The sequence below is a fragment of the Methanococcus maripaludis C5 genome (genome assembly GCF_000016125.1).
Taxonomy (GTDB): domain Archaea; phylum AGJL01; class Methanococci; order Methanococcales; family Methanococcaceae; genus Methanococcus; species Methanococcus maripaludis_D.
Map to the genome: position 1 here is coordinate 1,133,998 of NC_009135.1, position 22,810 is coordinate 1,156,807.

The 22,810-nt window shown below is 32.2% G+C and carries 31 protein-coding genes; 15 read left to right on the forward strand and 16 right to left on the reverse strand.

The window, feature by feature from the left end:
* Positions 1–1,071: 1,071 nt before the first annotated feature.
* From MMARC5_RS05995 to MMARC5_RS06040, 10 genes are all read left to right on the forward strand, one after another.
* Positions 1,072–1,620 (forward strand): tyrosine-type recombinase/integrase, encoded by a 549-nt coding sequence (locus MMARC5_RS05995; protein ID WP_011868934.1) that lies wholly within the window; start codon positions 1,072–1,074, stop codon positions 1,618–1,620.
* Between the two features lie 198 nt (positions 1,621–1,818).
* Complete coding sequence (locus MMARC5_RS06000) at positions 1,819–2,349, forward strand: hypothetical protein (RefSeq protein ID WP_196793268.1); 531 nt, start codon at positions 1,819–1,821, stop codon at positions 2,347–2,349.
* A gap of 118 nt (positions 2,350–2,467) precedes the next feature.
* Positions 2,468–3,484 (forward strand): site-2 protease family protein, encoded by a 1,017-nt coding sequence (locus tag MMARC5_RS06005; protein WP_011868936.1) that lies wholly within the window; start codon positions 2,468–2,470, stop codon positions 3,482–3,484.
* A gap of 41 nt (positions 3,485–3,525) precedes the next feature.
* A complete protein-coding gene (locus MMARC5_RS06010; RefSeq protein ID WP_011868937.1) occupies positions 3,526–3,798 on the forward strand; it encodes a hypothetical protein in 273 nt (90 codons plus the stop codon).
* 179 nt (positions 3,799–3,977) lie between these two features.
* Positions 3,978–4,337: a NifB/NifX family molybdenum-iron cluster-binding protein gene (locus MMARC5_RS06015; protein WP_011868938.1), complete on the forward strand. Its 360-nt coding sequence runs from the start codon at positions 3,978–3,980 to the stop codon at positions 4,335–4,337.
* A 9-nt stretch (positions 4,338–4,346) separates the two neighbouring features.
* Positions 4,347–5,204 carry a P-loop NTPase gene (locus tag MMARC5_RS06020; RefSeq protein WP_011868939.1) on the forward strand — a complete coding sequence of 286 codons (858 nt, stop codon included), beginning with the start codon at positions 4,347–4,349 and terminating at the stop codon, positions 5,202–5,204.
* Positions 5,201–6,049, forward strand: coding sequence for an ATP-binding protein (locus tag MMARC5_RS06025; protein ID WP_011868940.1), 849 nt, complete (start codon positions 5,201–5,203; stop codon positions 6,047–6,049). Before MMARC5_RS06020 ends, MMARC5_RS06025 begins: the two co-directional genes overlap by 4 nt.
* Before the next feature lie 148 nt (positions 6,050–6,197).
* Positions 6,198–6,482 carry a hypothetical protein gene (locus tag MMARC5_RS06030; protein ID WP_011868941.1) on the forward strand — a complete coding sequence of 95 codons (285 nt, stop codon included), beginning with the start codon at positions 6,198–6,200 and terminating at the stop codon, positions 6,480–6,482.
* Between the two features lie 30 nt (positions 6,483–6,512).
* Positions 6,513–6,863, forward strand: coding sequence for a NifB/NifX family molybdenum-iron cluster-binding protein (locus MMARC5_RS06035; RefSeq protein WP_048058501.1), 351 nt, complete (start codon positions 6,513–6,515; stop codon positions 6,861–6,863).
* Positions 6,864–7,082: 219 nt separating this feature from the next.
* Entirely contained in the window at positions 7,083–7,319 is a 237-nt protein-coding gene (locus MMARC5_RS06040; protein ID WP_011868943.1) for a hypothetical protein, read from the forward strand.
* Between the two features lie 96 nt (positions 7,320–7,415).
* On the opposite strand, the gene MMARC5_RS06045 is transcribed toward MMARC5_RS06040, so the two are convergent.
* The 6 genes from MMARC5_RS06045 to MMARC5_RS06070 form a co-directional block, all read right to left on the reverse strand.
* Positions 7,416–7,619: a 30S ribosomal protein S27ae gene (locus MMARC5_RS06045; protein WP_011868944.1), complete on the reverse strand. Its 204-nt coding sequence runs from the start codon at positions 7,617–7,619 to the stop codon at positions 7,416–7,418.
* 1 nt (position 7,620) lies between these two features.
* Positions 7,621–7,929, reverse strand: coding sequence for a 30S ribosomal protein S24e (locus MMARC5_RS06050; protein WP_011868945.1), 309 nt, complete (start codon positions 7,927–7,929; stop codon positions 7,621–7,623).
* A gap of 7 nt (positions 7,930–7,936) precedes the next feature.
* The gene (locus tag MMARC5_RS06055; RefSeq protein ID WP_011868946.1) at positions 7,937–8,413 is read right to left on the reverse strand and encodes a GTP-dependent dephospho-CoA kinase family protein; all 477 of its coding nucleotides are present in this window, start codon (positions 8,411–8,413) and stop codon (positions 7,937–7,939) included.
* Between the two features lie 34 nt (positions 8,414–8,447).
* Positions 8,448–8,624, reverse strand: coding sequence for a transcription elongation factor subunit Spt4 (gene spt4 / locus MMARC5_RS06060; RefSeq protein WP_011868947.1), 177 nt, complete (start codon positions 8,622–8,624; stop codon positions 8,448–8,450).
* A gap of 36 nt (positions 8,625–8,660) precedes the next feature.
* On the reverse strand, positions 8,661–9,224 hold the full coding sequence (locus tag MMARC5_RS06065; protein WP_011868948.1) for a DNA-directed RNA polymerase: 564 nt from the start codon (positions 9,222–9,224) through the stop codon (positions 8,661–8,663).
* A 157-nt stretch (positions 9,225–9,381) separates the two neighbouring features.
* A complete protein-coding gene (locus MMARC5_RS06070; protein WP_011868949.1) occupies positions 9,382–10,296 on the reverse strand; it encodes a dihydroorotate dehydrogenase in 915 nt (304 codons plus the stop codon).
* Between the two features lie 94 nt (positions 10,297–10,390).
* On the opposite strand from MMARC5_RS06070, the gene MMARC5_RS06075 reads away from it, so the two are divergent.
* A complete protein-coding gene (locus tag MMARC5_RS06075; RefSeq protein WP_011868950.1) occupies positions 10,391–11,176 on the forward strand; it encodes an epoxyqueuosine reductase in 786 nt (261 codons plus the stop codon).
* A 9-nt stretch (positions 11,177–11,185) separates the two neighbouring features.
* On the opposite strand, the gene MMARC5_RS06080 is transcribed toward MMARC5_RS06075, so the two are convergent.
* The 3 genes from MMARC5_RS06080 to MMARC5_RS06090 form a co-directional block, all read right to left on the reverse strand.
* Entirely contained in the window at positions 11,186–12,289 is a 1,104-nt protein-coding gene (locus tag MMARC5_RS06080; protein WP_011868951.1) for a glutamate-cysteine ligase family protein, read from the reverse strand.
* Positions 12,276–13,043 carry an ATP-grasp domain-containing protein gene (locus MMARC5_RS06085; RefSeq protein ID WP_011868952.1) on the reverse strand — a complete coding sequence of 256 codons (768 nt, stop codon included), beginning with the start codon at positions 13,041–13,043 and terminating at the stop codon, positions 12,276–12,278. Before MMARC5_RS06085 ends, MMARC5_RS06080 begins: the two co-directional genes overlap by 14 nt.
* Before the next feature lie 182 nt (positions 13,044–13,225).
* Entirely contained in the window at positions 13,226–13,831 is a 606-nt protein-coding gene (locus tag MMARC5_RS06090) for a RimK-like ATPgrasp N-terminal domain-containing protein (RefSeq protein WP_011868953.1), read from the reverse strand.
* Between the two features lie 266 nt (positions 13,832–14,097).
* Between MMARC5_RS06090 and MMARC5_RS06095 the strand changes: the two genes are divergently transcribed.
* Entirely contained in the window at positions 14,098–14,346 is a 249-nt protein-coding gene (locus MMARC5_RS06095; RefSeq protein WP_011868954.1) for a DUF378 domain-containing protein, read from the forward strand.
* Positions 14,347–14,383: 37 nt separating this feature from the next.
* On the opposite strand, the gene MMARC5_RS06100 is transcribed toward MMARC5_RS06095, so the two are convergent.
* Together MMARC5_RS06100 and MMARC5_RS06105 are read right to left on the reverse strand one after the other, a co-directional pair.
* Complete coding sequence (locus MMARC5_RS06100) at positions 14,384–14,878, reverse strand: flavodoxin family protein (RefSeq protein WP_011868955.1); 495 nt, start codon at positions 14,876–14,878, stop codon at positions 14,384–14,386.
* A 20-nt stretch (positions 14,879–14,898) separates the two neighbouring features.
* Complete coding sequence (locus tag MMARC5_RS06105; protein WP_011868956.1) at positions 14,899–15,660, reverse strand: TatD family hydrolase; 762 nt, start codon at positions 15,658–15,660, stop codon at positions 14,899–14,901.
* 180 nt (positions 15,661–15,840) lie between these two features.
* Here MMARC5_RS06105 and MMARC5_RS06110 point away from each other — a divergent pair, with 180 nt between their 5' ends.
* Positions 15,841–17,142 carry an MBL fold metallo-hydrolase gene (locus MMARC5_RS06110; protein WP_011868957.1) on the forward strand — a complete coding sequence of 434 codons (1,302 nt, stop codon included), beginning with the start codon at positions 15,841–15,843 and terminating at the stop codon, positions 17,140–17,142.
* 50 nt (positions 17,143–17,192) lie between these two features.
* Here MMARC5_RS06110 and rnp3 read toward each other — a convergent pair whose 3' ends face one another.
* Together rnp3 and MMARC5_RS06120 are read right to left on the reverse strand one after the other, a co-directional pair.
* Entirely contained in the window at positions 17,193–17,888 is a 696-nt protein-coding gene (gene rnp3 / locus MMARC5_RS06115) for a ribonuclease P protein component 3 (RefSeq protein WP_011868958.1), read from the reverse strand.
* A 54-nt stretch (positions 17,889–17,942) separates the two neighbouring features.
* On the reverse strand, positions 17,943–18,236 hold the full coding sequence (locus MMARC5_RS06120) for a DUF211 domain-containing protein (RefSeq protein ID WP_011868959.1): 294 nt from the start codon (positions 18,234–18,236) through the stop codon (positions 17,943–17,945).
* Between the two features lie 238 nt (positions 18,237–18,474).
* Between MMARC5_RS06120 and cfbD the strand changes: the two genes are divergently transcribed.
* Both cfbD and MMARC5_RS06130 read left to right on the forward strand, forming a co-directional pair.
* Complete coding sequence (gene cfbD, locus MMARC5_RS06125; RefSeq protein ID WP_011868960.1) at positions 18,475–19,575, forward strand: Ni-sirohydrochlorin a,c-diamide reductive cyclase catalytic subunit; 1,101 nt, start codon at positions 18,475–18,477, stop codon at positions 19,573–19,575.
* A 90-nt stretch (positions 19,576–19,665) separates the two neighbouring features.
* Positions 19,666–20,613 carry a replication factor C small subunit gene (locus tag MMARC5_RS06130; RefSeq protein WP_011868961.1) on the forward strand — a complete coding sequence of 316 codons (948 nt, stop codon included), beginning with the start codon at positions 19,666–19,668 and terminating at the stop codon, positions 20,611–20,613.
* Between the two features lie 30 nt (positions 20,614–20,643).
* On the opposite strand, the gene MMARC5_RS06135 is transcribed toward MMARC5_RS06130, so the two are convergent.
* From MMARC5_RS06135 to MMARC5_RS06145, 3 genes are all read right to left on the reverse strand, one after another.
* A complete protein-coding gene (locus MMARC5_RS06135) occupies positions 20,644–21,213 on the reverse strand; it encodes a nitroreductase family protein (protein WP_011868962.1) in 570 nt (189 codons plus the stop codon).
* 9 nt (positions 21,214–21,222) lie between these two features.
* Positions 21,223–21,864, reverse strand: coding sequence for a lactate utilization protein (locus tag MMARC5_RS06140; protein WP_011868963.1), 642 nt, complete (start codon positions 21,862–21,864; stop codon positions 21,223–21,225).
* Between the two features lie 237 nt (positions 21,865–22,101).
* The gene (locus tag MMARC5_RS06145) at positions 22,102–22,704 is read right to left on the reverse strand and encodes an ECF transporter S component (RefSeq protein WP_011868964.1); all 603 of its coding nucleotides are present in this window, start codon (positions 22,702–22,704) and stop codon (positions 22,102–22,104) included.
* Positions 22,705–22,810: the final 106 nt, after the last annotated feature.

Sequence of the window (22,810 nt, forward strand, 5' to 3'; positions counted from 1 at the left end):
ATAATCTTTTGAAAAAATCATAATTAATTAAAAAGAGTAAAATAACTCCCAAAATTATGATTCACGAGGTTGTAGTCAAACCCTCATAAATCATACGACATGGAGAAATTTGGGCTTTGACTATTAGTCTTTCCGATCAAAAGGATTTACATTCAATCCATCGCCAACTAGTAGTAATACTGTATACTCCTATATCAAGTTATCTGTTAACTGAACTAAAAAAATAAAAAAATAAGGTTTAAATATCCAAAATCGTGCTAAGTCTAAAAAAGCTCTCAAAAATAAAAATATGATCAGCCACAAGCCCCCCGAAATGTGGCCAACTGAAATTATCTATTTTGAAATGTGATTTCCCCCAAAATCCAAATATAACACCGTGTTTATCCGATTCCCTTAGACATTAACCCCTATTAAAATAGTTTCAAATTTATCAATTTTTACTATTGTTATATATCGTTTAGCAGATAACTATTGCAAAATATAATCTATCTATAGGGTAATATATACGTTATACCCGGAAAACATCAGCCTTTATGAAAAATAGAGCTAATTTATAATAATCATTTATTACAAATATATCAATAAATTAATACTAAATTGTGCTGCTAAATTTATTATTACTAAAACCGTTTTTAACTGTTTTTTGATCAAAATATTACTTAATATTCCTTTTTTAGAAATTTTAAAAAATTAATATCCACTTTTTAAAAATTAAAAATAGAATTAATCTTTTTTTCGTTAAAATTACATCCTGATCACGCAATTGTAGCTCAAAAAAGCTATTTTTTGATTTTGAATCTGCTATTTTCACCACCTAACATTTTACCTAAATTGTTAGTTTAAAATATCCGGACAAAATACCGTAATTATAGAATCTATTTAGTTATATGAATAAATATTTTAATATTTAGATAAATGAGTTAATAAAATTATATGTAAATATATTTGAATATATAGACTAATGTATATAAACAAAAACGGTTAAAAATGGCTAAATAAGTATATAAAGAATGAATACAATATTAAAAGAATAATTAAGAAAATTTAAGAACTTAAATTTATGTTGGTAATATGACACGGCACTATTGTAAAGACTGGCTCACAAAAGACGAGTTAAAAGTATTTATCGATTCGGTAGACTCTACAGAACATAAATTGTTCTTTAAAATGCTCTATGGAATGGCACTCAGGGTCTCAGAACTCCTAACAATTGAAGTAAAAAACATAAATTTAAACGAAGGTGTTTGTAAATTACTGGACACTAAAACCGAAACATTCCAAATCTGCGTTATTCCAGAGTGGTTAAACGAAGATATTTTCGGACATATCGTCGATAACAATTTAAAAGATGATGACCGACTTTTTAAGTTCAAAAACCGGACATATGCTTGGGAACTCGTTAAAAAATATACTAAAAACGCTAAAATTCATAAAGAGTTTTCAACCCATACATTCAGAAGAAGTAGGGCGCTACACCTGTTAAATGATGGAGTTCCGCTTGAAAAAGTGAGTAAATATTTAAGGCACAAGTCAATAAACACTACAATGCACTACCTGAAAATTACAGTTGACGACATTAAAAAGGAACTCGTCAAAATTGGAGATTGGTACGATCTTTAAACAATATTTCCAATTATTTTCGGACAAATTTCCAAAATTATGTATTCTAAAAATTAAAACAAAAATGGTAAAATTAAGTAATTTTAAATAAACACTCCATAAATACCTTTTTAAATGATAAAAACCAATTAATTGCTTGATGAGATGTCAAAAATACTTTTTTTAACATTAAATTCCAATTTAAACCGAAATTTAAAGATGATACAAATGTCTGAAAAATACAAAACTTACCACACTTCAAAATATTTATCAAAAACAGAAGTAGAGGATTTAATAAAACGGGGCGTTGACGAAGTTACCATGCCAAAATCCGTTTATGAATACATGGAACAAAAAAATAAAGGGGCATTAAACCGTCTTTTAATTTTTGGAGTAGATGTATCGATTACAGATCAGGTTGGAAGGCCGCGAAAGGTTGAAGGAGATATAAAGAAGAAAATCATTGAAGAGATTATCAACGGTAAAAGCATTCGAAAAGTTGCCGAAGAATACGATCTGAAAAAATCAACCATCTGGGACAATATCAAAGACGATATGGCAAAAATAAAGCAAGAAAAGTTCAGAAAAATGATTTACGACTATAAAGAGCTTCTAATCGAAAAAGGAAAGTATACTGACTATATCGAAACCCTTTTCTGCGAACTTGACATGAATATCTCAAATGACAATTTAAAAGAAGCTGAAAAAATACTTCTAAAAATCATAGAATACTCAAAAAAGAAAGATTAACCCAATGTTCATACTTTTTTAGATTTTTTAAATTATTTTTACTTTTTAAACACTTATCGAAACAGTATTAATAGGTAAATAATCATAATATATTACATCCAACATGGAGGGGAAATCTTTGCAATCGTTTAAAATAGCGCGTGTAATGGGGATACCTATTGAACTGCACATTACATTTATTCTACTGTTAGTAGTTGTTTTCTACTTTTGGGGCATTGAAGGGCTAATTTTGTACATGTTTTTGTTTACATCCGTGGTTTTACACGAACTCGGACATTCATACGTTGCAAAAAAATACGGGGTAACAATAGAAAAAATACTGCTTCTGCCAATTGGCGGAATGGCGATGATGAGCGAAATTTCAAAAGAAGGGGAATTTAAAATCGCAATTGCAGGACCATTGGTCAGTTTAGTACTTGGAAGCATACTGCTTGGAGTTTCAACAGTAACAGATTATACTTTAGCAGAATATCCACTTTTCCAGACCGTTGGGGGATTAAATATACTTCTTGGGATTTTTAACCTGCTTCCAGCATTTCCAATGGATGGAGGGAGGGTATTTAGGGCATTGCTTTCAAAAATGACCAAAATGAGCTATGTAAAAGCAACAAAACTTGCATCAACAATCGGACAGTATTTTGCACTGCTTTTATTGATATTTGGACTCATAAATTTCAATGTAATTTTGGTATTGATTGCAATATTCATCTACTTTGGAGCATCTCAAGAGTACAAGGCACTTGTTGCGGATACATTATTTGAAAACGTGCCTGCAAAAGAAATAATGTCTAAAAATATAGTTTACGTAAATTCAGACGATACTGTCGATGATGTTTTAAATCTAATGCTTGAAAATAGGTTTTTGGGGTATCCTGTACTCGAGGATGGAAAAATCGTTGGAACAATTACTCTAAACGAAATATCTTCATCTGCCGCAAAAACAACGAAAGTAAGAGATTTAATGTCTCCACCAGTAATGGTTCCGCCAAATGCTGAATTAAATGAACTAATTCGGGGAATGGCAAACACAGACCGTGTTTATGTTATTGATAATGGAAACATACTTGGAATAATTTCTAAAACAGATATAGTAAGAACTTTAAGTATTCTCGGGCTAAAAAATAACAACCAATAACAGATTTAAAAATTTACCTTAGGGGGGAAGGTGATTTTTTTATGAAATCTGATACACAGATGTTAAGGGATCTACAAAAAATAACTATTTCATTTGGAGTACTGTTTATTGTAGTAACGGGATACCTTGAATTAACAAAAGATTGGGATTCTATGCTACTTATACTCCCAATGTCTGGATTTTTATTGATATTTGCAGGAATACATAAACAAATCCATGAAAACGACTACTTTAAAAAAGTCTTCTTAATTGGCATAACCTTACTGATAATTGCAGTTGCTATTTTATTTATTTTACTATTATATCTTGCTTAAATATCTTTTAATCCTTTTTTTGCATTTTTCAGATAAAAATAATAATTTATTGTTGTAGTTCTGGACATATTTTTGAACATACATTAAAAAAACAGATTTCTACATATTGCACATATGTGGATAACTATATATAGAATCTTACCACACATTTCTACAGAAATAAAAAGAGGAAGATAACAATGAAACTCTGTATTACTAGTACTGGAAATACATTAGAAAGCACTTTCGAACAAAGATTTGGTAGAAGCCCATATTTCATAATCTACGATACCGAATCAAAAGAATTCGACGTAATTGAAAATAAAAACGGTGAATCTGCTCATGGAGCAGGTATTGGATCTGCACAATTGGTAATTTCATACAATATCAATGCAGTAATTAGCGGCAATATGGGCCCAAATGCAAAACAAGTTTTAGATGGCGAAAATATTAAAACTTACAAAGGAACTGGAAGTACCGTTCTTGAAAATATCCAATTATTTGAAAAAAATGAATTATCTGAAATAACAAAGCCTGGACAAGCACACCAAGGCATGTAAGGAAAAATCATGAACATTTCAATATTGAGTGGAAAAGGCGGAACTGGAAAAACCACCATATCTACAAATTTAAGCGTTCTTTTATCTGAAACTCACGAAAACGTTCAATATCTGGATTTTGATGTAGAAGAACCAAACGGGTTTATTTTTTTAAAACCTGCTATTGAATCTGAAAAAAAAGTGTTTAAACAAGTTCCAAAAATTGATACGGATTTGTGTAACAACTGCGGCGAATGCAGTAATTTATGTAAATTCAACGCCATATCTATAACACCAAATAACTCAACAGTTTTTGAAAAATTATGCCACTCTTGCGGACTATGCTACATTGCATGCCCCATGCAAGCAATTTCAGAAATTTCAAGAGAAATTGGAAAGATAGACTCTGGAAAATCAGAAAAAAATCCAAATTTAAGTGTTTGTAGGGGCGTTTTAAAAATTGGGGAGCCTTCCGGAGTTCCAGTCATTTCTGAATTAAAAAAATGTTTAGATGAAAAATCAATAAACATACTCGACGCGCCCCCTGGAAGTTCATGCAGTGTACTAAACACTGTTGAAGATAGCGACTACTCCATACTCGTTACAGAACCTACCAAATTTGGACTCCACGACTTAAAAATTGCAGTTGAAGTTTTAAGATACTTAAAAATACCATTTGGTGTTTTAATCAATAAATCTGATGAATTTGATTTTATTATCGAAAATTGCTGTAAAGATGAAAAAATCGATATTTTGGGGAAAATTCCATTTTCAAGAAATATTGCAAATAAATATTCAAAAGGAGACATTTTAGTCAATTTGGATGCGGAGTTTACCGAAAATTTGCAGAATATTGCCTCTGAACTTGAAAAGAGGTCGATATTATGAAACAGATTGTTATAATAAGTGGAAAAGGCGGAACTGGAAAGACCACCATATCTTCCTCATTTTCAGAATTACTTGACAAAAAAAACATTGCTGACTGCGATGTTGAGGCCCCGAATTTACATTTGATGTTTGAAAATGAAATAATCAATACAAAAGAATACATCGGATCCCAGACTGCAATCATTGATCCTGAAAAATGTATTAAATGTGAAAAATGCTTACAATGTAGGTTTGGAGCAATAACTCCAGAACTAGAAGTAAACCCCCTAAAATGCGAAGGTTGTGGTTTATGCAAATACGTCTGTCCTGCCGATGCTGTAAAAATGGTAGATAACATTACTGGCCATATTTATTCTTCCAAAATCAAAGACGGATATTTATCTTACGCGAAACTAAATATTGGGGCAGAAGGGGCTGGAAAAGTTGTAACTGAAGTTAGAAAAAATTCTCTTGAAAATCAGAATTTTGAAAACTTACTGATTGATGGATCTCCAGGAATAGGCTGTGTTGTAATTGCATCACTTGCAGGCTGTGATTATGCAGTAGTTGTAACTGAACCAACACAATCAGGATTAGATGATTTAAGCCGTGTTTTAGAACTTACCAAATTTTTTGATATCGAAAGCTATGTTATAATCAATAAATACGACATTAATGAAGAAAAAACTTCCGAAATAATCGATTACTGTAAAAATGCAGGTTTTTCTGTCTTGGGAAAAGTTCCATTTGATAGTACAGTAAACAAATCAATTCAAAACGGAATTCCAATTGTCAATTATGAAAATAGCATTGCAGGTAACGAAATTAAAAAAATATGGAATGATTTTTACAACAAACTCAAATAATTACTTTTTTTACACCATTAACTAACCGATATTAATCTAAAAAAACCTGTAATTTTAAAAAAACGTAGTATTATATACTTGTTTTTCAATATAATGAAATATGCACATATGTGCGAAAATAATTAGTATACAAAATAAGGTGAGTTATATGGATTACAGACTACACAGAAATTGCATATGCAGAAAATTATTTGACACAACCGAATATCTCGGACTTGGAATTAGAAGATTTTTTAGAATGGGCTTAACTTCCGAAGAAATCAAAAATGTCATTAAAAGAGAAACAGGTAAAGATATATCTGATGAAGAGATAAGTAAGATATCAAAAGAAATCTCTGAAGAAGATGTTATCGATGCTCGTGGAAGAAGAAACTTTTTCGGTGCGGGCAGGGGTGGCAGAATGGGAAGAGGAATGGGAAGAGGGAGATTTTAAACATTATTAATTAAACAATAAGGCGATAATTTGAAAGTAGCAATCCCAATACTTGATGAAAAAACAGTTTCTTCACATTTTGGAAAAACTCCATTTTTTATGATTTTTGAAATAAACGAAAATAATGAAATAATTGGATCAAAAAAAGTAGGAAACTCCCCATGTCATGGAGCTCATGAAGAAGGTCACGGCGGACAGGGGCCTGGAAGCACAGTTCAAACATTGCTTTCTGAAGGAGTTAATGCAGTAGTTTTCGTAAATATGGGTCAAAGAAGTGTAAATGCTTTAGCAAGTGTTGTTGAATTATACCAGACCCAATTAGAAGATGTTGAAGCCGTATTGAAAGAATTTTTAAATGGAAATATGGCAAAATTAAACTAATTTTAAATTATTCTTTTTTTTAAATTTTGAAAAATCCTGTCATTTACGATTAAATTAAGTTTAATCAAATATATGTTGTTTTGATGGATAGTAAACTATATTTATGGCTTTTTAAAAATATTATCATGTAGTCCCGCTACACACCCCAACAATAATACATATTTATTTTGCCAAATAATAAATGCTAATTAGTGCCGTTAACGTATAAAGGGGGGAACAATGGAACTAATTAACGTTATATGCCATTGGGCAATGTATGAAGACAATATTGACCTTGGAAAACCGCCAAACTGGATTTTGGAACATTTCAACTACGAATATCCTGAAGAACGTCTGGAATTTTCAATGGATTTTTTGTGCATTCTTGGTAAATTCCAAAAATATCCTAACTCAAAAGTCTACGTTCCATTAAAAAATACAAATCATAACATTGATGTTTTTGGACTTCTGGATTAATTGAATAAAAATTGAGTCTCGAATCTTGAATGTTAAAATTTATGTTAAAAAAGAATTAAATAACGTTAAAAGAGTTTTAAATTAATTTAAACAGAATTATTCTTCAGTTTCTGTTTTTTCATTCTTTTTGTATTCTAAGTACCCACATTTTCCACATGCGAATCTGTTTAAGTGTTCAGCCATGAATACGCCTGCACCACATTTTGGGCATGCTTTTTTCAATCTTTCTACAGTGTTTCCTTCAACTTTGTAGTAATCTGATTTTTTTGTTGATGTTTTTACACCTTTTTTAGCTGCCATATTATTCCTCCGCTACTTCAGCTTCTGCTTCTTCTTCGATTTTGTTTTTTTCTAAAACGGATTTTGTTTCGATTGTTTCCATTGCTTTTTCATCGTTGTAGATTTTTGCGTAACCTTCTGCTTCCAATTTACCAAAAATCTGGTCTAGTGTATCAACTACGAGAACTTTTTTGTCTGCGTTTAAAACTGCAACAAGTTTCATTTTTACGTCTTTGATTGAAGGGGTAGCTGCATCGAATGATACTGTGAATTTTACTTCCCTTCTTTGTAATAATGGGTTGTTTTTGTCTGAGATAATGCTTATATCCATATCCGTATCACCTTTCTTCCATATCTTTTAGAAGTTTTTCAATTTTCTGTTTCAGTTCGTCTGTGATTTTTAACAGCACCATGCCTTCGTCAGGCTGTCCGTAAATGACTGAGGTATCCTCGGGGAAGTACTTTATTACAGGTATTGTAAGTAAGTCTTCTTCACCCTTAATGATTAAAGCCATATCTCTATCATGTATGGTGGAAAGGTATTTAATCCTTTCTATGGCTTCATCAGAAATGCACCCTTGAGGATTTTCAACCTCAAAAATTGTTTTAAATTTATGAGGGATGTTAACAGGGATATTTCTTTTAGTTTTAAAGTCCAAAATTGATAAATTTGGTATTATACCATTCGATAAAAGGTGTTTTGTAGTAACGTCACCTATAGAAACGACCTTTCCTTCTATACTGGGAAGTTCCTTATATACTTTTCCGAAAGGTTTTTTCAATTCGTGAGCTACTTTGTCGTTTAATAAATACATAAAGGTCACTATAACAAAAATTCAAATTTTTAAGTTATTTAACGCTCAATGCATATTTTCCTTTTATGTCTATCCCTGCTTTTTTTGCAACTTCTGAGTTGTGAGGATCGAGTACAATTAATAAACCTCTAACGTTATCTGAAGTATCAAATCCGCAAATTGGGCAGGTATCTTCTCTTGTGATGTATTTGCATCTTAAACATGCATTCATTTAAATTCACCTCAAATTAAAATTAAAAGTGAAAAATTAATTTTCTTCACTTACTGTTTCATTTTCCTCTTCGAGCCATTCGAGTCTTCCAAGACCGTTCTGTCTCATTGTTAAAGCTATTTTGCTGCCTCTTTTCTTCTCTTCTCTTAAGCTGACTGCAACAATTCTAGCTCTTACTTTGTCGCCTTTTTCTAAAACTTTGCCTGTTTCTTTTCCAATGATTGCTTCTCTTTTTGGGTCAAAGCTTACGAAATCATCCATGATTTGTGAAATGTGAATCAAACCATCGAGGGGGCCAAGTCTTACAAATGCACCAAACTCAACAACGTCAACGATTTCTCCGTCAACTACTTCCTGAAGTTCTGGAACGTAGGTAAGCACATTAAATTCTGTTTCGTGGTATGCCGCACCATCTCCATAAATGATGCTTCCGTCACTTACTTCATCCACATCAACGATTGAAAGGATAAATCCGATGTCCTTATCAAGAATTCCTTCGTATTTTTCCATTAAAACCCTTTTTACGTTTTCGCTTAACGGGTTTCCAAACATTTTAGGGGGGATTCTCACGGTATCAGAAATTTTTAAAATTTTATACAAATAACCACCTCAGTAGCAGATTAAACTTTTAAAACAGTTGAGATAACGAAATATTTTAAAATAATAAAACAGTTTCACTATATATATTCTCGTTTTTGGTATATAAATTCTACGCACAGTTTTTATTATTGTTAAAAATTGAATAAAAAAATAAAAATTATTTCTGGGCAATTCCGATGATATCAGACATTTTTAAATCTTTTTTCAGGAGATATTCTTCAATTTCATTGTTTATCTTTTGGAATATGTCGTATCCTCGGTAGTAAACTCCAGTTCCAACCTGAACTGCAGAAGCTCCTGCCATCATAAATTCTATTGCATCAGCGCCAGTAGTAATTCCACCAACACCAATTACGGGCACATCTACCGCGGAACAGATATCATAAACATTCTTAACTGCAATTGGTTTTATTGCTTTTCCACTCATTCCGCCAACTTTATTTCCAAGAATTGGAACACCTGACTCAATATCAATCACCATTCCTGGACCCAAAGTATTTATTGCAACAATTCCATCAGCTCCGGCATTTATAACCGCATTTGCAATTTCTTTAATATCTGTTACATTTGGAGTAAGTTTTGCAATAACTGGAATGTCTGAAACGTCATTTACTGCTGAAACCACGTTTTTACAAAGACATGGATCCTGACCGATTGATGAACCGTATCCGCCACCTGCGTGAGGGCATGATATGTTTAATTCTAAAACATCCACGTAATTTCCAATTATTTCAGCAGCTTTTTGAAATTCAGAATCGTTTTTACCATAGATTGAACCGATGATTTTAACGTCCATTCTTTTCATTTCGTCTTTTATTCGTTCAATTTCTCCAGCATATTCATCTGCACCAGGATTTGGAAGTCCCATTGCATTTAAAAAGCCACCTTCGACTTCAACCATTGTTGGATTGTTGTGTCCCGGCTTTTTTTCGATTCCAACAGATTTGGTACATACTGCCCCTGCACCGTTTTTCGCCATCCTTTTTAGGGCACTTCCAGTTTCCCCCATGACTCCCGCTGCAAGAAACACTGGATTTTTAAATTCAATATCCCAAAGTTTAGTTTTTAGCATCTGAAATCTCCCGATATTTTTGAATATATTTTATAAGAAGACATATAAAAAACTAAAGAATCAGATGATTCATGTTATAAATCGGCGGGATATTATGGAAAAATTAATTGAAAATCTCATTATTGAATTTGTAAAAAATTATTCGAAAGAAAACAATACCAAAACAAAGTGGTTGACTCCAATTGTTGGATTTGCAGATTCTAGTGATCCAGAATTTTTAGAATTAAAACAGGTAATTGCAGAAAAACATCTAACTCCAAAAGAAGTTTTGAACGAATCAGAAAGTGTAATATGCTACTTTTTGCCTTTTTCAAAAGAATTTAACCTTGGAAATGTAAAACCCGGACTTGCATCTGAAGATTGGGCTATTTCTTACGTTGAAACCAATAAAATGATAGAAGATTTAAACGACTATCTCTCTGAAAAATTAGGTGAAATGAATCATACTTGTTCAAAAATTCCACCAACTCACAATTTTGACAAAGAAAAACTGATAAGCTACTGGTCGCACAGACACGTTGCAAAAATTGCAGGACTCGGAACATTTGGATTAAACAATATGTTAATTACAGAAAAAGGCTGTAACGGCCGATTTGGAAGTTTAATTACATCTATAAACTTAAAACCAAGCGAAAAACCAGATTATGAATTCTGTTTGTATAAGTACAATGGATCCTGTGAACTTTGCATTGAAAAATGTGAAAAAGAAGCTTTAAAAATAAACGAATTTAATCGAAAGGAATGTTATAAAGTATGCTTATCAAATGAAAAAGTTTATGAAAAATATGGGGTTGCAGACGTTTGTGGAAAATGTTTGTGCAATGTTCCATGTTCATTTAAAAATCCTGCGAAAAATCTACACTATAAATTAAAAAAGTGAAAATAAAATCTAAAACATCGTTTTATTTTCTCTTAAACAGGATTCTGCTTCAACTAATATTTTTAAAATGTCTTTTTCAGAATTATATTTTTTAAGAATAACTTCTGAAAGGTTTCCATTTTGTATCCTGTTTTGAATGTGAATTAAATAAGATTTTTCTTCTTTAGTTGCGACGGAAAATGCTTTTTTATAGAGTGATTCCAATTCTGCTTTTAATTTCTTTGTTCCCGATTTTATTGCAATATCTGTTAATTCAAGTATTGTTTCATCATCTTCTGCTACTTTCAAATCATTAACCCTTAAAAGACATTTAATAAATGCTGAAACAGCCATGTCTGCATGAACGGATTCCTGTTCATCCATTATTTTTATTTCAACACATTTCCTTCCACGCCTTACAATTAAAGCCCTTGAATTTACCCATTCTTCACATAAAACTTCTGCATCTTTTTTTCTAAGTTCTACGTACATTTTTTCAAGGAGTTTTTCATAATCGGAAGATATGTTAAGTTTTTCAGGTATTAAATTTCCGCAGATTTCGGGAATTTCTTTCTGATTTTTTTTGTAATATAAAAGTCGGTTATCCATGTATCCGGTTACATTTCCTTCGACTATTGGAGAAGATGCAGTTACTGCTACAAGGTAAGGTAAAAGCGTTCGAAGCTTGTTGTGCTTTCTAACGAGGTCTTCTTCGGTCGAATATTCTACATTTACTTGTAAAGCCTGAATATTCATCCAGCCGTGCTGTCTTAAGTTAAATACCCTATCATATGTATCAAAAACTTCCCTTTCATCGTGATTCCAAAATGAAGTTTCTGATAAATTTAAAGTCGGGTGCATTCCTAAACCAAGGAGATTATACTTATTATTGGTCGTTTCATAAAACTTTTTTAAACCTGTCACGATCTGATTTTCAAGATTTGAAATGCTTTCTGAAGGACTAAGTGGTTTAAATTCTATCACGTGTTTTTGTAATTCTTTTGAAATGCCAACTGTCTCAAAAAAAAATTCATTCTGTATTTTTCCAGAAATTTCTTCGATTATTAAATCTGAAACAGGCATTGCTTTTAAATCGTGATTGTTGATGGAATATTCGTGTTCAGTTCCTATCATTTGCTACACCATCGGGATCGATTAATTCTGAAAACTTCATTTTTCCATTCGAAAATTTCTGCCTTGAATCATCCATGATATGCGATACAATTTTAGAATACGCTTCAGGGTAAAATTCGTCTTCCGTTGTTTCAAGAGACGGATTATCATTTACCTCAATTACGTAAACTTTTCCATCTTTTTCTTTTAAATCGATACCGTAAAGACCGGTTCCAACTGCATTTGCAGCTTTTAAAGCTGTATTTATAACTTCTTTTGGAACTTCGTCATACATTATGCTTTCAACCATACAGTATACCCTGTGCCCGTCTACGCAGTCCTGTATCTTGAAACTCTCTTTTGGAATCAGATATTTACAGACATAAATTACTTCGCCATTTAAAATTCCAACTCTCCAGTCAAATCTAGTTTCGATAAATTCTTGTGCAACCAATATATCTGAAAGTCTCAAAAATCTGGAAACTATTTTTGAAAATTCTTCTATTGAGTTTACTTTTTCAACCCTCATCGAAAAAGAGGTTGATGGCTCTTTTACAATTAAAGGTAGCCCAATTTCTTCAACGATGCATTTTAAATTTTCAAGGTTATTTTCAGATTTTCTCAAAAATCTGGTTTTTGGAATCGATACATCATTTTCCATCATGTGTAAATACATGTTTATCTTATCCGCACATATCCGAATGGATTTTGAATTATCGATTACTTTTACGCCATTTAATTCTGCAATTCTCGATGCTACGTAGCTTATATTCATTGGATCGGTTTTGGATCGTATAAACGGGCCGTTCAGTGTTTTTATTTTGTGTATTTCGTTTGGGAATAAGAAATAAAATTCGTGGCCCTTGATTCTGCAATATCTCGGAATCTGATTAAAGATTGGAGCTGATTTGAACTACTAAGGGTTTGTCTATCGACAAATACTCCAAATTTTCCCATTTAATCCACCAACAAGGTCTTTTCGATCATTGATTTTTCTTCTTTTGAAAGTTTTGATACGTTTACAGGTGAAAGTGACGAAAGATATATTCTATCGTCGATAATTACAAATAAAGCAGTAATTAGAGGAATTTTAAAAGTTTGATAGATTTTATTTGCCATTTGTTTTATATTTTCATTTTCCGTGCATACCTCTCCAAAAAATATTGAAAAATTGACCATTTCAAAATTTTCAGGAACCTTTTGGTAGCACAGCGGATATTTTCCGCAGTTTGTTACGTGTTTTGATATTTTTTTAGATTCTTCTCGATTTTTAACGATATAATATGTTGAAGGATCTGAAAAATAATTTACTGAGTAAACAATTGAAGGATTTGGAACGTCGCCTGAAGATATTTCCCATTGCAAAATAGGAATTCCTGCAAGTTCTGCTCTTTTAAGTGCTACTGGAACAATATATGCATCCAGTACGTCACTACTTCTTGGAAAAACCTTATTTTTTCCAGATATCTCTTTTGATATCAGTTTGTAGTAACTTTCAGTTTTGTAAAAATAATCTTTGCTTATTACACAGTCTATTCCGTCTTTTATTGTTGTATGAGACATTTTATTCAAAAAAAACCCTTTTTTTGGAATAAACTCACCTTCATTGCTGTTTTAAAGGCCCGACACTCCCCCACAATATAATCGAAGTATCATGATTCCTACAACATCAGGATATATAAATTTATGTAATTTAAAAAATCTATTTAAAACGGTTTTTTTGTAAATTAACGGTTTAAACACGGTAAAATCATGTAAACATATATTAACCCTTTTGAAAATAGAATATATTGAGGCCTAAAAAGCCTTGCATAAAACGAGGGGGTATTATGGAAGGTGAACAACACATCGAAAAAAGGCCCGCTATCGTCTCACAGACCCATTCAAGAAACGACGCACTGGACTGGGTGTCTATTGTTTTGGTAATAATTGGGGGACTTAACTGGGGGCTAGTTGGGGCTTTCAATATAGACCTTATTCAGGTTGTATTTGGAAGTTTCCCAACAGTTGCAAGAATTCTGTATATACTTGTTGGACTATCTGCAATATACATGATTTACTATGCTTCAAAAACTTAAAAAAATATTAAAATAATTTATTTTTAATTTTTAAGAGTTAATCTTCTTTTGATCGGTACATAGTAGTTAACCATTCTTTTACGTATTTTTCAGTTTCTTCTTTGTGGTTCAATACATCTAAGAATATAGTTCCGCCAACGATTTCGTTATCGACGAGTTCTTTTTTCATATTTTCAAGCGTATTTCCAATGGTCTTTCCTGCAGTACAGAATACCGCAACTTTTTTTCCAGCGAATTTGTATTTTGAAAAAAAGGTCTTTAAAGGAGCGGCCATATTTCCGGCCCATACAGGAGTTCCGATAAATATTGTGTCGTAATCGTCCAGATTTAAAGATATTTCTTTTATTTCAGGCATTTTTCTAAACAATAAAAATCTGCCAAGTTCTAGAAACATTGCTAATCCTTTTTTTGGAATTTCGGTTAAAGTTTCAATCTTCAATAAATCTGCTCCAGTAGTTTCTGAAATTAATTTAGCCACATACTCAGTATTTTCAAAAAGTGAATAGTATATCACAAGTTTTTTTTCATCCATATCGTTCCCCTCGTTTTATTTTAATTAATATTAAATAATGCTGCTGCATTATCATGCGAAACAGCTTTTATTACCTTTTCGTCAAATCCTGCCATTTTTAGTTTCAGAACAGTTTTTGGAACCCCCATTATATCTGATGGAGCTGAAGAACTATCACTATTTAATAAAAATCTCTTTTCACAGTATTCCCCAAGTATTTCTACTGCATCATTTGGAGTTAATTTTTGGGGTTGAACAGTAATTCCGAGCCTATAATCATTTTCCCAGATAATCGGCACAGTTTCTTTTGTAACGTGTTCTATTACTATTTTTTTCTTAAAATCGATTGGTAGATCCATTGTATCGAGAACTTCAACAATATTTCTTGTTACGGCTTCTTTATTCGTTCTTGGGGTGTGAACTACTGCGGGCAAATTCATCTCTTTTGCAATAGTTATCTGGTTTTCAAAAACTTCAATTTCTTCTTTGCTACATTTTTCAAGTCCGATTTCTCCAACGCCAACAACATTTTCTTTTTTTAGATATTCTTTTAAAACATCATAATCTATTTTTGGCGGAATTGCTCTTGGGTGAATTCCAATACAGGCTTTCATTTTTAAACCATTTTTCTGTGCTTTTGCCATTTCACTCTTCAAAATCTTGTCGAAATAGTCAAGAGCTGTGTCAAACGATCTCATTCTTAATGGATCGTGTGCGTGAGTTACAACACAGTCAAAAACGGCTGCCATTAATTCAAAATCTTCATAAGGTCTTGTATCGGAATGTATGTGGGAATCGATCATTAAACCACCATTTCGGTATTTATTATTTTGAATTTGTTTTGAACTTGAAATGTAGCATATATCTCAAAGCCCCGATAGATTTATTCATAATTTTAATACATTTCTATTTTAACTTTGTTTTTACCCATTTATATACATTATAAAACATAATTAACAGTATTCATTTTAAGAGGCGGTAGAATGGAACTTTATTTTAGAGGCGGTGCTTCTGAAGTTGGAAGAAGTTGCGTAGAAGTCAAAACCGAAAAAAGTACAGTTTTGTTTGACTGCGGCGTAAAACTGTCCCATGAAGAATCAGAATACCCCATTTTGGACAATTTAAACGCGGATTGTGTCTTTGCGTCCCACGCTCACCTTGATCATACGGGCGGAATTCCATTGCTTATCCGAAAAGGCATGGTTCCTGCAATTTACGCAACAGAAGTTACAAAAGCAATATCAAAAGAACTTTTAAGAGATTCCATAAAAATTGCAGGTGCAGAAGGACAGGATATCCCATATGATAAAGCAGATGTTAATAAATCATTAAATCTCTTTAGAAAAGCCCGATACAACCATCCAAAACGGTTCAAAGATTTCGAGTTTGAATTTTTTAATGCAGGGCATATTCCTGGGAGCTCCACGATATCTTTAAATTACGGTAGAAAACGAGTAGTTTATACTGGAGACACTAAGGTAAGTGATACTGACCTTGTAAAAGGCGCTGATTTATCATATACAAAAGAAGATATCGCTTGTTTGATTATTGAATCTACATACGGAGATACAAATCAGGAACATAGGGAAGAAGCTGAAAAAAATTTCATAAATAAAATAAAAGAAACACTTGAACGAGGAGGAATTGCACTAATTCCAGTATTTGCAGTTGATAGGAGCCAAGAAATCCTGATGATATTAAATAGACATGATTTTGGAGTTCCAGTATACTTTGACGGCATGGGAAGAAAAATTACAAGGATAATGTTACAGTACCCTGCATTTTTAAACCATCCTGACGAGTTAAAAGCTGCATTTTTGAACGTTACAGAAGTTGAGTCAAAAGATAGGCCAAAAATAATAAAAGAAATCAGACAGAACGGTGGGATTATTGTAAGTACGGCAGGAATGCTTGAAGGAGGCCCGATAGTTCCATACATTACCGAATTTATGAAAGAACCCAAAAATTCGCTGATATTTACAGGATATCAGGTTGAAGAAACCGCTGGAAGGCATTTACTTGAAACCGGAAAAATTGAAGTGGGAGAATTCGATGTCGAACCTAAATTTGAAATTGCATCATACCAATTTTCTGCACATGGCGAAATGGATGAATTAAGACAGATTGTAAAAAAAGCAAATCCTGAAACTCTTGTTATCCAGCACGGTGAAGAAGAAGTTGTAAAAACATTTAGAGATTGGGCTGTTTCAGAAGGATTTAGTGAAAGTAATGTGTTTGCTCCAAAAATTGGGGATAAAATAAATTTAACTGAAGTTTTAAAATAAACGATATTTTTTTAATTTTTTTAAACTAATTTTCAAAAAAAAGAAAAGTATTATTCAACAACTTCAATTCCAAGTGTTAAAACATTGTCTTTTTTCAAATAAAGTCTGTAATCAACTATTTTTGAAGGAGTCTCAATTATTTTTTTAGAATACAATGGATCTGTAATCGTGTTTAAAAACCCTCTCAAGTCCCCCGGTGCTTTTATTCCGTAAATATCGTTTGCACCGCTTGAAATTACAACCGGAGTATCGTATTTTTTAGCGAGTTTTAAGTTTCTTTGAAATGCCCAGAGAATTTTTGATCTATCGTAATTTCTGCTTTTTAAAAGATTTCCAAAATTTAATTCAATTGCAACACGGTTAGTACTACCGAGTCTTGCAAGGATGTGGTCAAGCCCGTTATCCATCCTATTCAATTCAGGAGTTGATAAAATATCAACATCGTTCATTTCAAGAACTCTCCGGTTTATTTTAATTTCCCCGCCTTCAACAAGTAAAATATCAACTTTATTTCTGTATTTTTTAACTGCTTTTTCCATTTCATTTTGATTTTTTGTTGAAAGTTTTAATCCTGAAAATACTTTAAATTCGCAATTTTCCCCGTATTCAACTGCATTATTGATTTTTTCTTCAGAATATTCATTATGATTTTGAACTGCAACGCTGCCGTCCCATCCAAATCGTTTTAATGTTTTTATCCCGTTTTCGTCAAAAATATGATTTATATCAAAAATTCCTTCAAGCATTAAATCCCCTGAAATTAAATTACTGGTAATAAAATAAAAAAATTAAAAAAGAATCTAGTATCTATCCTGTGGAGTTTTTACTTCGTCGATGAGCTTTTTACCTGCTGCAACCTCATCGATACTGTGAATTACCCCGTTCATGGATTCAATAATTGCTTTTATTGCCTCGTAGTCGAGATTGAATCCTTCAATTGTAATTTTAATATTTTCAGTAGATTTATCTATTTCGTAAACCGTTACGTTTACACCATCAATACCATCTACAGAACATAACTTAACTGCTAAATCGGTTAATTTTGGCTCGTGTGTTTTTAAAACATCCAAAACCATTCTCCTTAACTTGGTCAAAAATATCCTCCTCTAAAGACAACTGCTATTTTTAAGATATTTCCATTGATTATTTCTTTCTAATTTAAAAGAGCTATTATTTATATTTATAGTTGTATTCACATATGCTATATATTATTTACAATGCAAATTTATATTACGAATTAATATCTTTTTATCAATAAATCATCGAATATTTTAATAAACATTTTGAAAATAAAATATACGCAATATAAAAACCATAATTTAAAGTGATATCATGATTTTACATCCAAGACCTTCCCCAATTGCTGCAGCAATGTACCAGTTACGAGATATTGGTGTTGATGCAATTATTCTCCACGGGCCGAGTGGGTGCTGTTTTAGAACTGCGAGACTTCTTGAAATTGATGGAATAAGAGTTTTTACCAGCGCAATGGGTGAAAATGATTTTATTTTTGGTGCAATGGATAAATTAAGAGAAGTAATAGCGGAAGTTTTAGAATATTTAAAAAAGGAAGCTCCAAAAGACGAAAAATACAAAATTGGAATTGTTGGAACCTGCGCAAGCATGATTATTGGAGAAGATCTTGAAAGCTTAATCGATGACTTTGAAGACATAATAATTCCAGTAGATATTCACAGCGGCCTTGTTGATAACACAGTTGGTGCAATAAGGGCGATGGATGGCGCGTTGAATGCTGGATTAATCGACTATTCCGAATATGAAAGGCAGAAAAAAATGCTTGTTTGTGCAACTGATGTTGAAAAAAAGCGAGGAATGGCTAAAAGTAGGTATTTAAAACCTACATACGAAGACGACCTTGAAAAAGTTATGGATATTTTAAAAGAAACCGATAAAAAAATAAAACAGGGTAAAAATGTAAAAATTGCCTGTGTTTTGAATGCGAAAAAAGAAACCGCATACCTATTTTCTGACCCGCTCTTAGAACTTAATAAACACTTCAAATGTATTAATATTGCAAATCTCGATGAAAATATCGGTTTTGATAAAGTAAGGGCAGATACTAAAAATATTTCAGAAGAATTTAGTGAAAATGGATTTAAAATAGATTATATTACAGGCGGACTTGACGAATATCCGATAACTGGTGAAAAAGCATTGGATTACTTAAAAGAAATTAATCCGGATATTGTTATTGTGTCAGGAGTTCCTCATGCATTATTAATTGAAGATTTAAAAGAACTTAATCCCGATGTGATAACTGTGGGAATAAGTGATGGCCCAAGGTTATATCATCCAATAAAAGAAGTCTACAATTACGGAATAATCGAACTCGATGCCCATGCAAAAGTTCTTGGAAAGAAAAATATTGTAAAATCGAGATTTGGGGAAATTTTAAGTTTCCTGAAATTCTAAGAATTTTCTTTTTTAAATAGTCAAATATTAATAAAATCATGGGAATATTTTAATTGGATTTTATTGTTACCATTTTTACGAGGGAAAATAATGCAGAAACCATGGGTTGAAAAATACAGGCCAGAAACACTTCCTGAAGTCGTTGGACACCACGAAATTATCAAAAGACTTACAAATTATGTTGAAAAAAAGTCAATGCCCCACTTACTCTTTAGTGGTTCTCCAGGAGTTGGAAAAACAACTGCAGCACTTGCTCTTGCAAAAGATTTATACGGGGAAACTTGGAGAGAAAATTTCCTTGAATTAAACAGTTCTGATGAAAGGGGAATCGATGTAATCAGAACCAAAGTAAAAGACTTTGCAAGAACAAAACCTATTGGGGATGCCCCATTTAAAGTCATATTTTTAGATGAAAGTGATGCTTTAACGTCAGATGCTCAAAACGCACTTAGAAGAACCATGGAAAAATATTCTGATATTTGCAGGTTTATTTTAAGCTGTAATTATCCAAGTAAGATTATTCCTCCAATTCAATCAAGATGTGCAATTTTTAGATTTTCACCGTTAAAAACTGAAGATTTAGTTGAAAATTTAAAAGATATTTCTGAAAAAGAAACATTAACTCTTGAAAAAGGAGGAATTGATGCGATAATCTATGTTTCAGAAGGGGACATGAGAAAAGCAATCAATGTTTTACAGACTGCAGCAGCAGTTTCCGATACCGTAACTGAAGAAATAGTTTACAAAGTTGCTTCTAAAGCGAGACCTGACGAAATCAAAAAAATGACTCATCTTGCATTGAATGGAAAATTCGTTGAAGCAAAAGAACAGCTCTATAACTTGATGATTGACTGGGGAATGAGTGGAGAAGATATATTAATTCAAGTATTTAGGGAAGTTCCAAATTTAGACATTTCTGAAAAAGAAAAGGTGCATTTAGTCGAAGCAATTGGTGAATGCGACTTTAGAATCGTTGAAGGCTCAAACGAAAGAATACAGTTAAGCGCACTCCTTGCAAAAATGGGAATTTTAGAATAAACTTTTTTTAAATTTTTTAATACTAAAAAATTATTTTACGTAATTTATAACGTCTTTTCTTCTTTCAGGCGCAGATTTTGGAGTTTCCATCAATTTATAACCAAATGCAATTCCATAGTACGGCTCAAAGTCTTCGGGAATATTCAATTTTTTAACATTTTCAGTTGTAAAATATGGCCTTACAAGACCGAGCCAAATTGAACCGATATTCATGCTCTCTGCTGCCAAAAGCATGTTCTGAATTGCCGCAGAACAGTCAACAATCGCTGAATGCGCGTTTTTATTTCCTGAAACAATTATTAACGTTGGAGCTTCGTATATAATATTGTATTTTGGATTGCCCATTGCATTTATAAGACTTTCAGGCAGATTTTTCATTGATGTTGGATTTTCTGCAAGCGTTTTCTTTGATACAGTGTTTATTTCGTCGAGCAAATTCTTGTTCTGAATTACTGTAAAGTGCCAGGGCTGTTCATTTAACGCGGTTGGCGCATAAATTGCAGCTTCTATTATCGCTTCGATTTCGCTGTCTTTTATCTGATCTTTTTTGAATTTTCGAACACTTCTTCTGTTTTTTATTGTTTCTAAAACTTGATTCATAATATCCCGTTAAAATCCAAGGCTCTTTCCTATCACAAGGACTGTCACGTCTGTAAGCATTGGTCTTCTTTTAATTACTGAATAGATTCTACAAGCCCGCGTTTCTGCATCACAGTTTACACAGTATCCTGTTTTTATGCATGGGTTTAAAAATCCCAATCTTTTCATATTCTTTGGAGCTGCTTCCATTTTGATTCTTTCAAACGCAGTATCGATGTCCTTACATAATTTATTCAATCCGACAACGATTATTACTTTTTTCGGGCCAAAGACCATTGCAGAAACCCGATTTCCAACTCCATCGATATTTACGAGTTCTCCTGCTGTCGTAATTGCATTTGTGCTTGAAATAAATATGTCAGACGTCAGTTGTTGTCTCATTACATCCATTTTTTCTTCTGGCGTAAGTTTAGGGTCTTTGTGGTCTAAAATCACCGCACCTTTTTCCCTCGCCTGCTCTGCGATATTTAAGGATTGGACTGTAACCGAACCGCCAAAACCAATTTTAGTTCCGGTTCCGACAAAATTTATAATATATTTAGAAACTTCGCTTTCATCTTCAAAATAATACGCGTCAAAAAGGTTTTTCTTCAAAGCTTCTACGAGTTTTTTGCCAGTTAGGTCGCTATGCCACTTGTGAACTTCCTGCATTTTTTCACTCTAAAAACGTTTCTTGATTAACTCTTTAAAAAAAGTCATGTAAATAATCTATGTTTATAAAAATTGGAATTTAAAAGACATTATTTGCCAGTAATAAATTTCAAAAGTCCGAGTAAAACAATTATCGTTAAAGCGATAACAAATATTCCTTCGAGTCCCATTTTAACACCGATATTTAGTTTGTTAAAAGTTATAGGTCGATATACTATTTAAAATTTAAAAAACGTTTTATTTCCATCGGATCTGAAAATCTGGCATTTCTAATTTTTTATCCAATATTACAATTACTATAAACACCAATAAAAATGAGAGTATTTTATCTAGTAAATTTGCAAAAAATCCAGTAATATTTACTGCTAAAAACACATTAAATCCCTTTTCAATTAAAATTTGAGTTATTTTATCAATTTGATCCCCTGCAACACCCCCAAGAGCCATATAACTTATCGTATTTCCAACGATCGCAGTTAATATCGAAATAAAAATAGATGCGCCAAGAACCGTTTTTATGTTAAATGGATGTTCTTTGAAAATATATCCTGCAATAAATCCGACCAAAATATTAACAAATGTAAAATAAAAATATCCGGGATCCACCAAAAAACCAAGAATGATGCTTGTTAACAATCCAACAAGTGCGCCCATAAATGGACCCATTAAAACCCCTGCAAGAATTGTTCCAACCGTATTCAAAAATGCAGGAAAATTCAAAATAGAAACCAGTTGTACCCCAATTATATTAATTCCGATTGAAAAAATTATCAAATACCGATAAAGTACTTTTTTATAGCTTTCACGATCGTTTTGTAATGCCCTTAACTCCTCTTTCAAAATATCCCCTCATCTGACTGATAACTGTTTTTTTGTTGGGATTATAAATATTATATTTTTTAAATTGGAATTTAATGTTAAAAACTTTTTCGTTATATACTTTAAA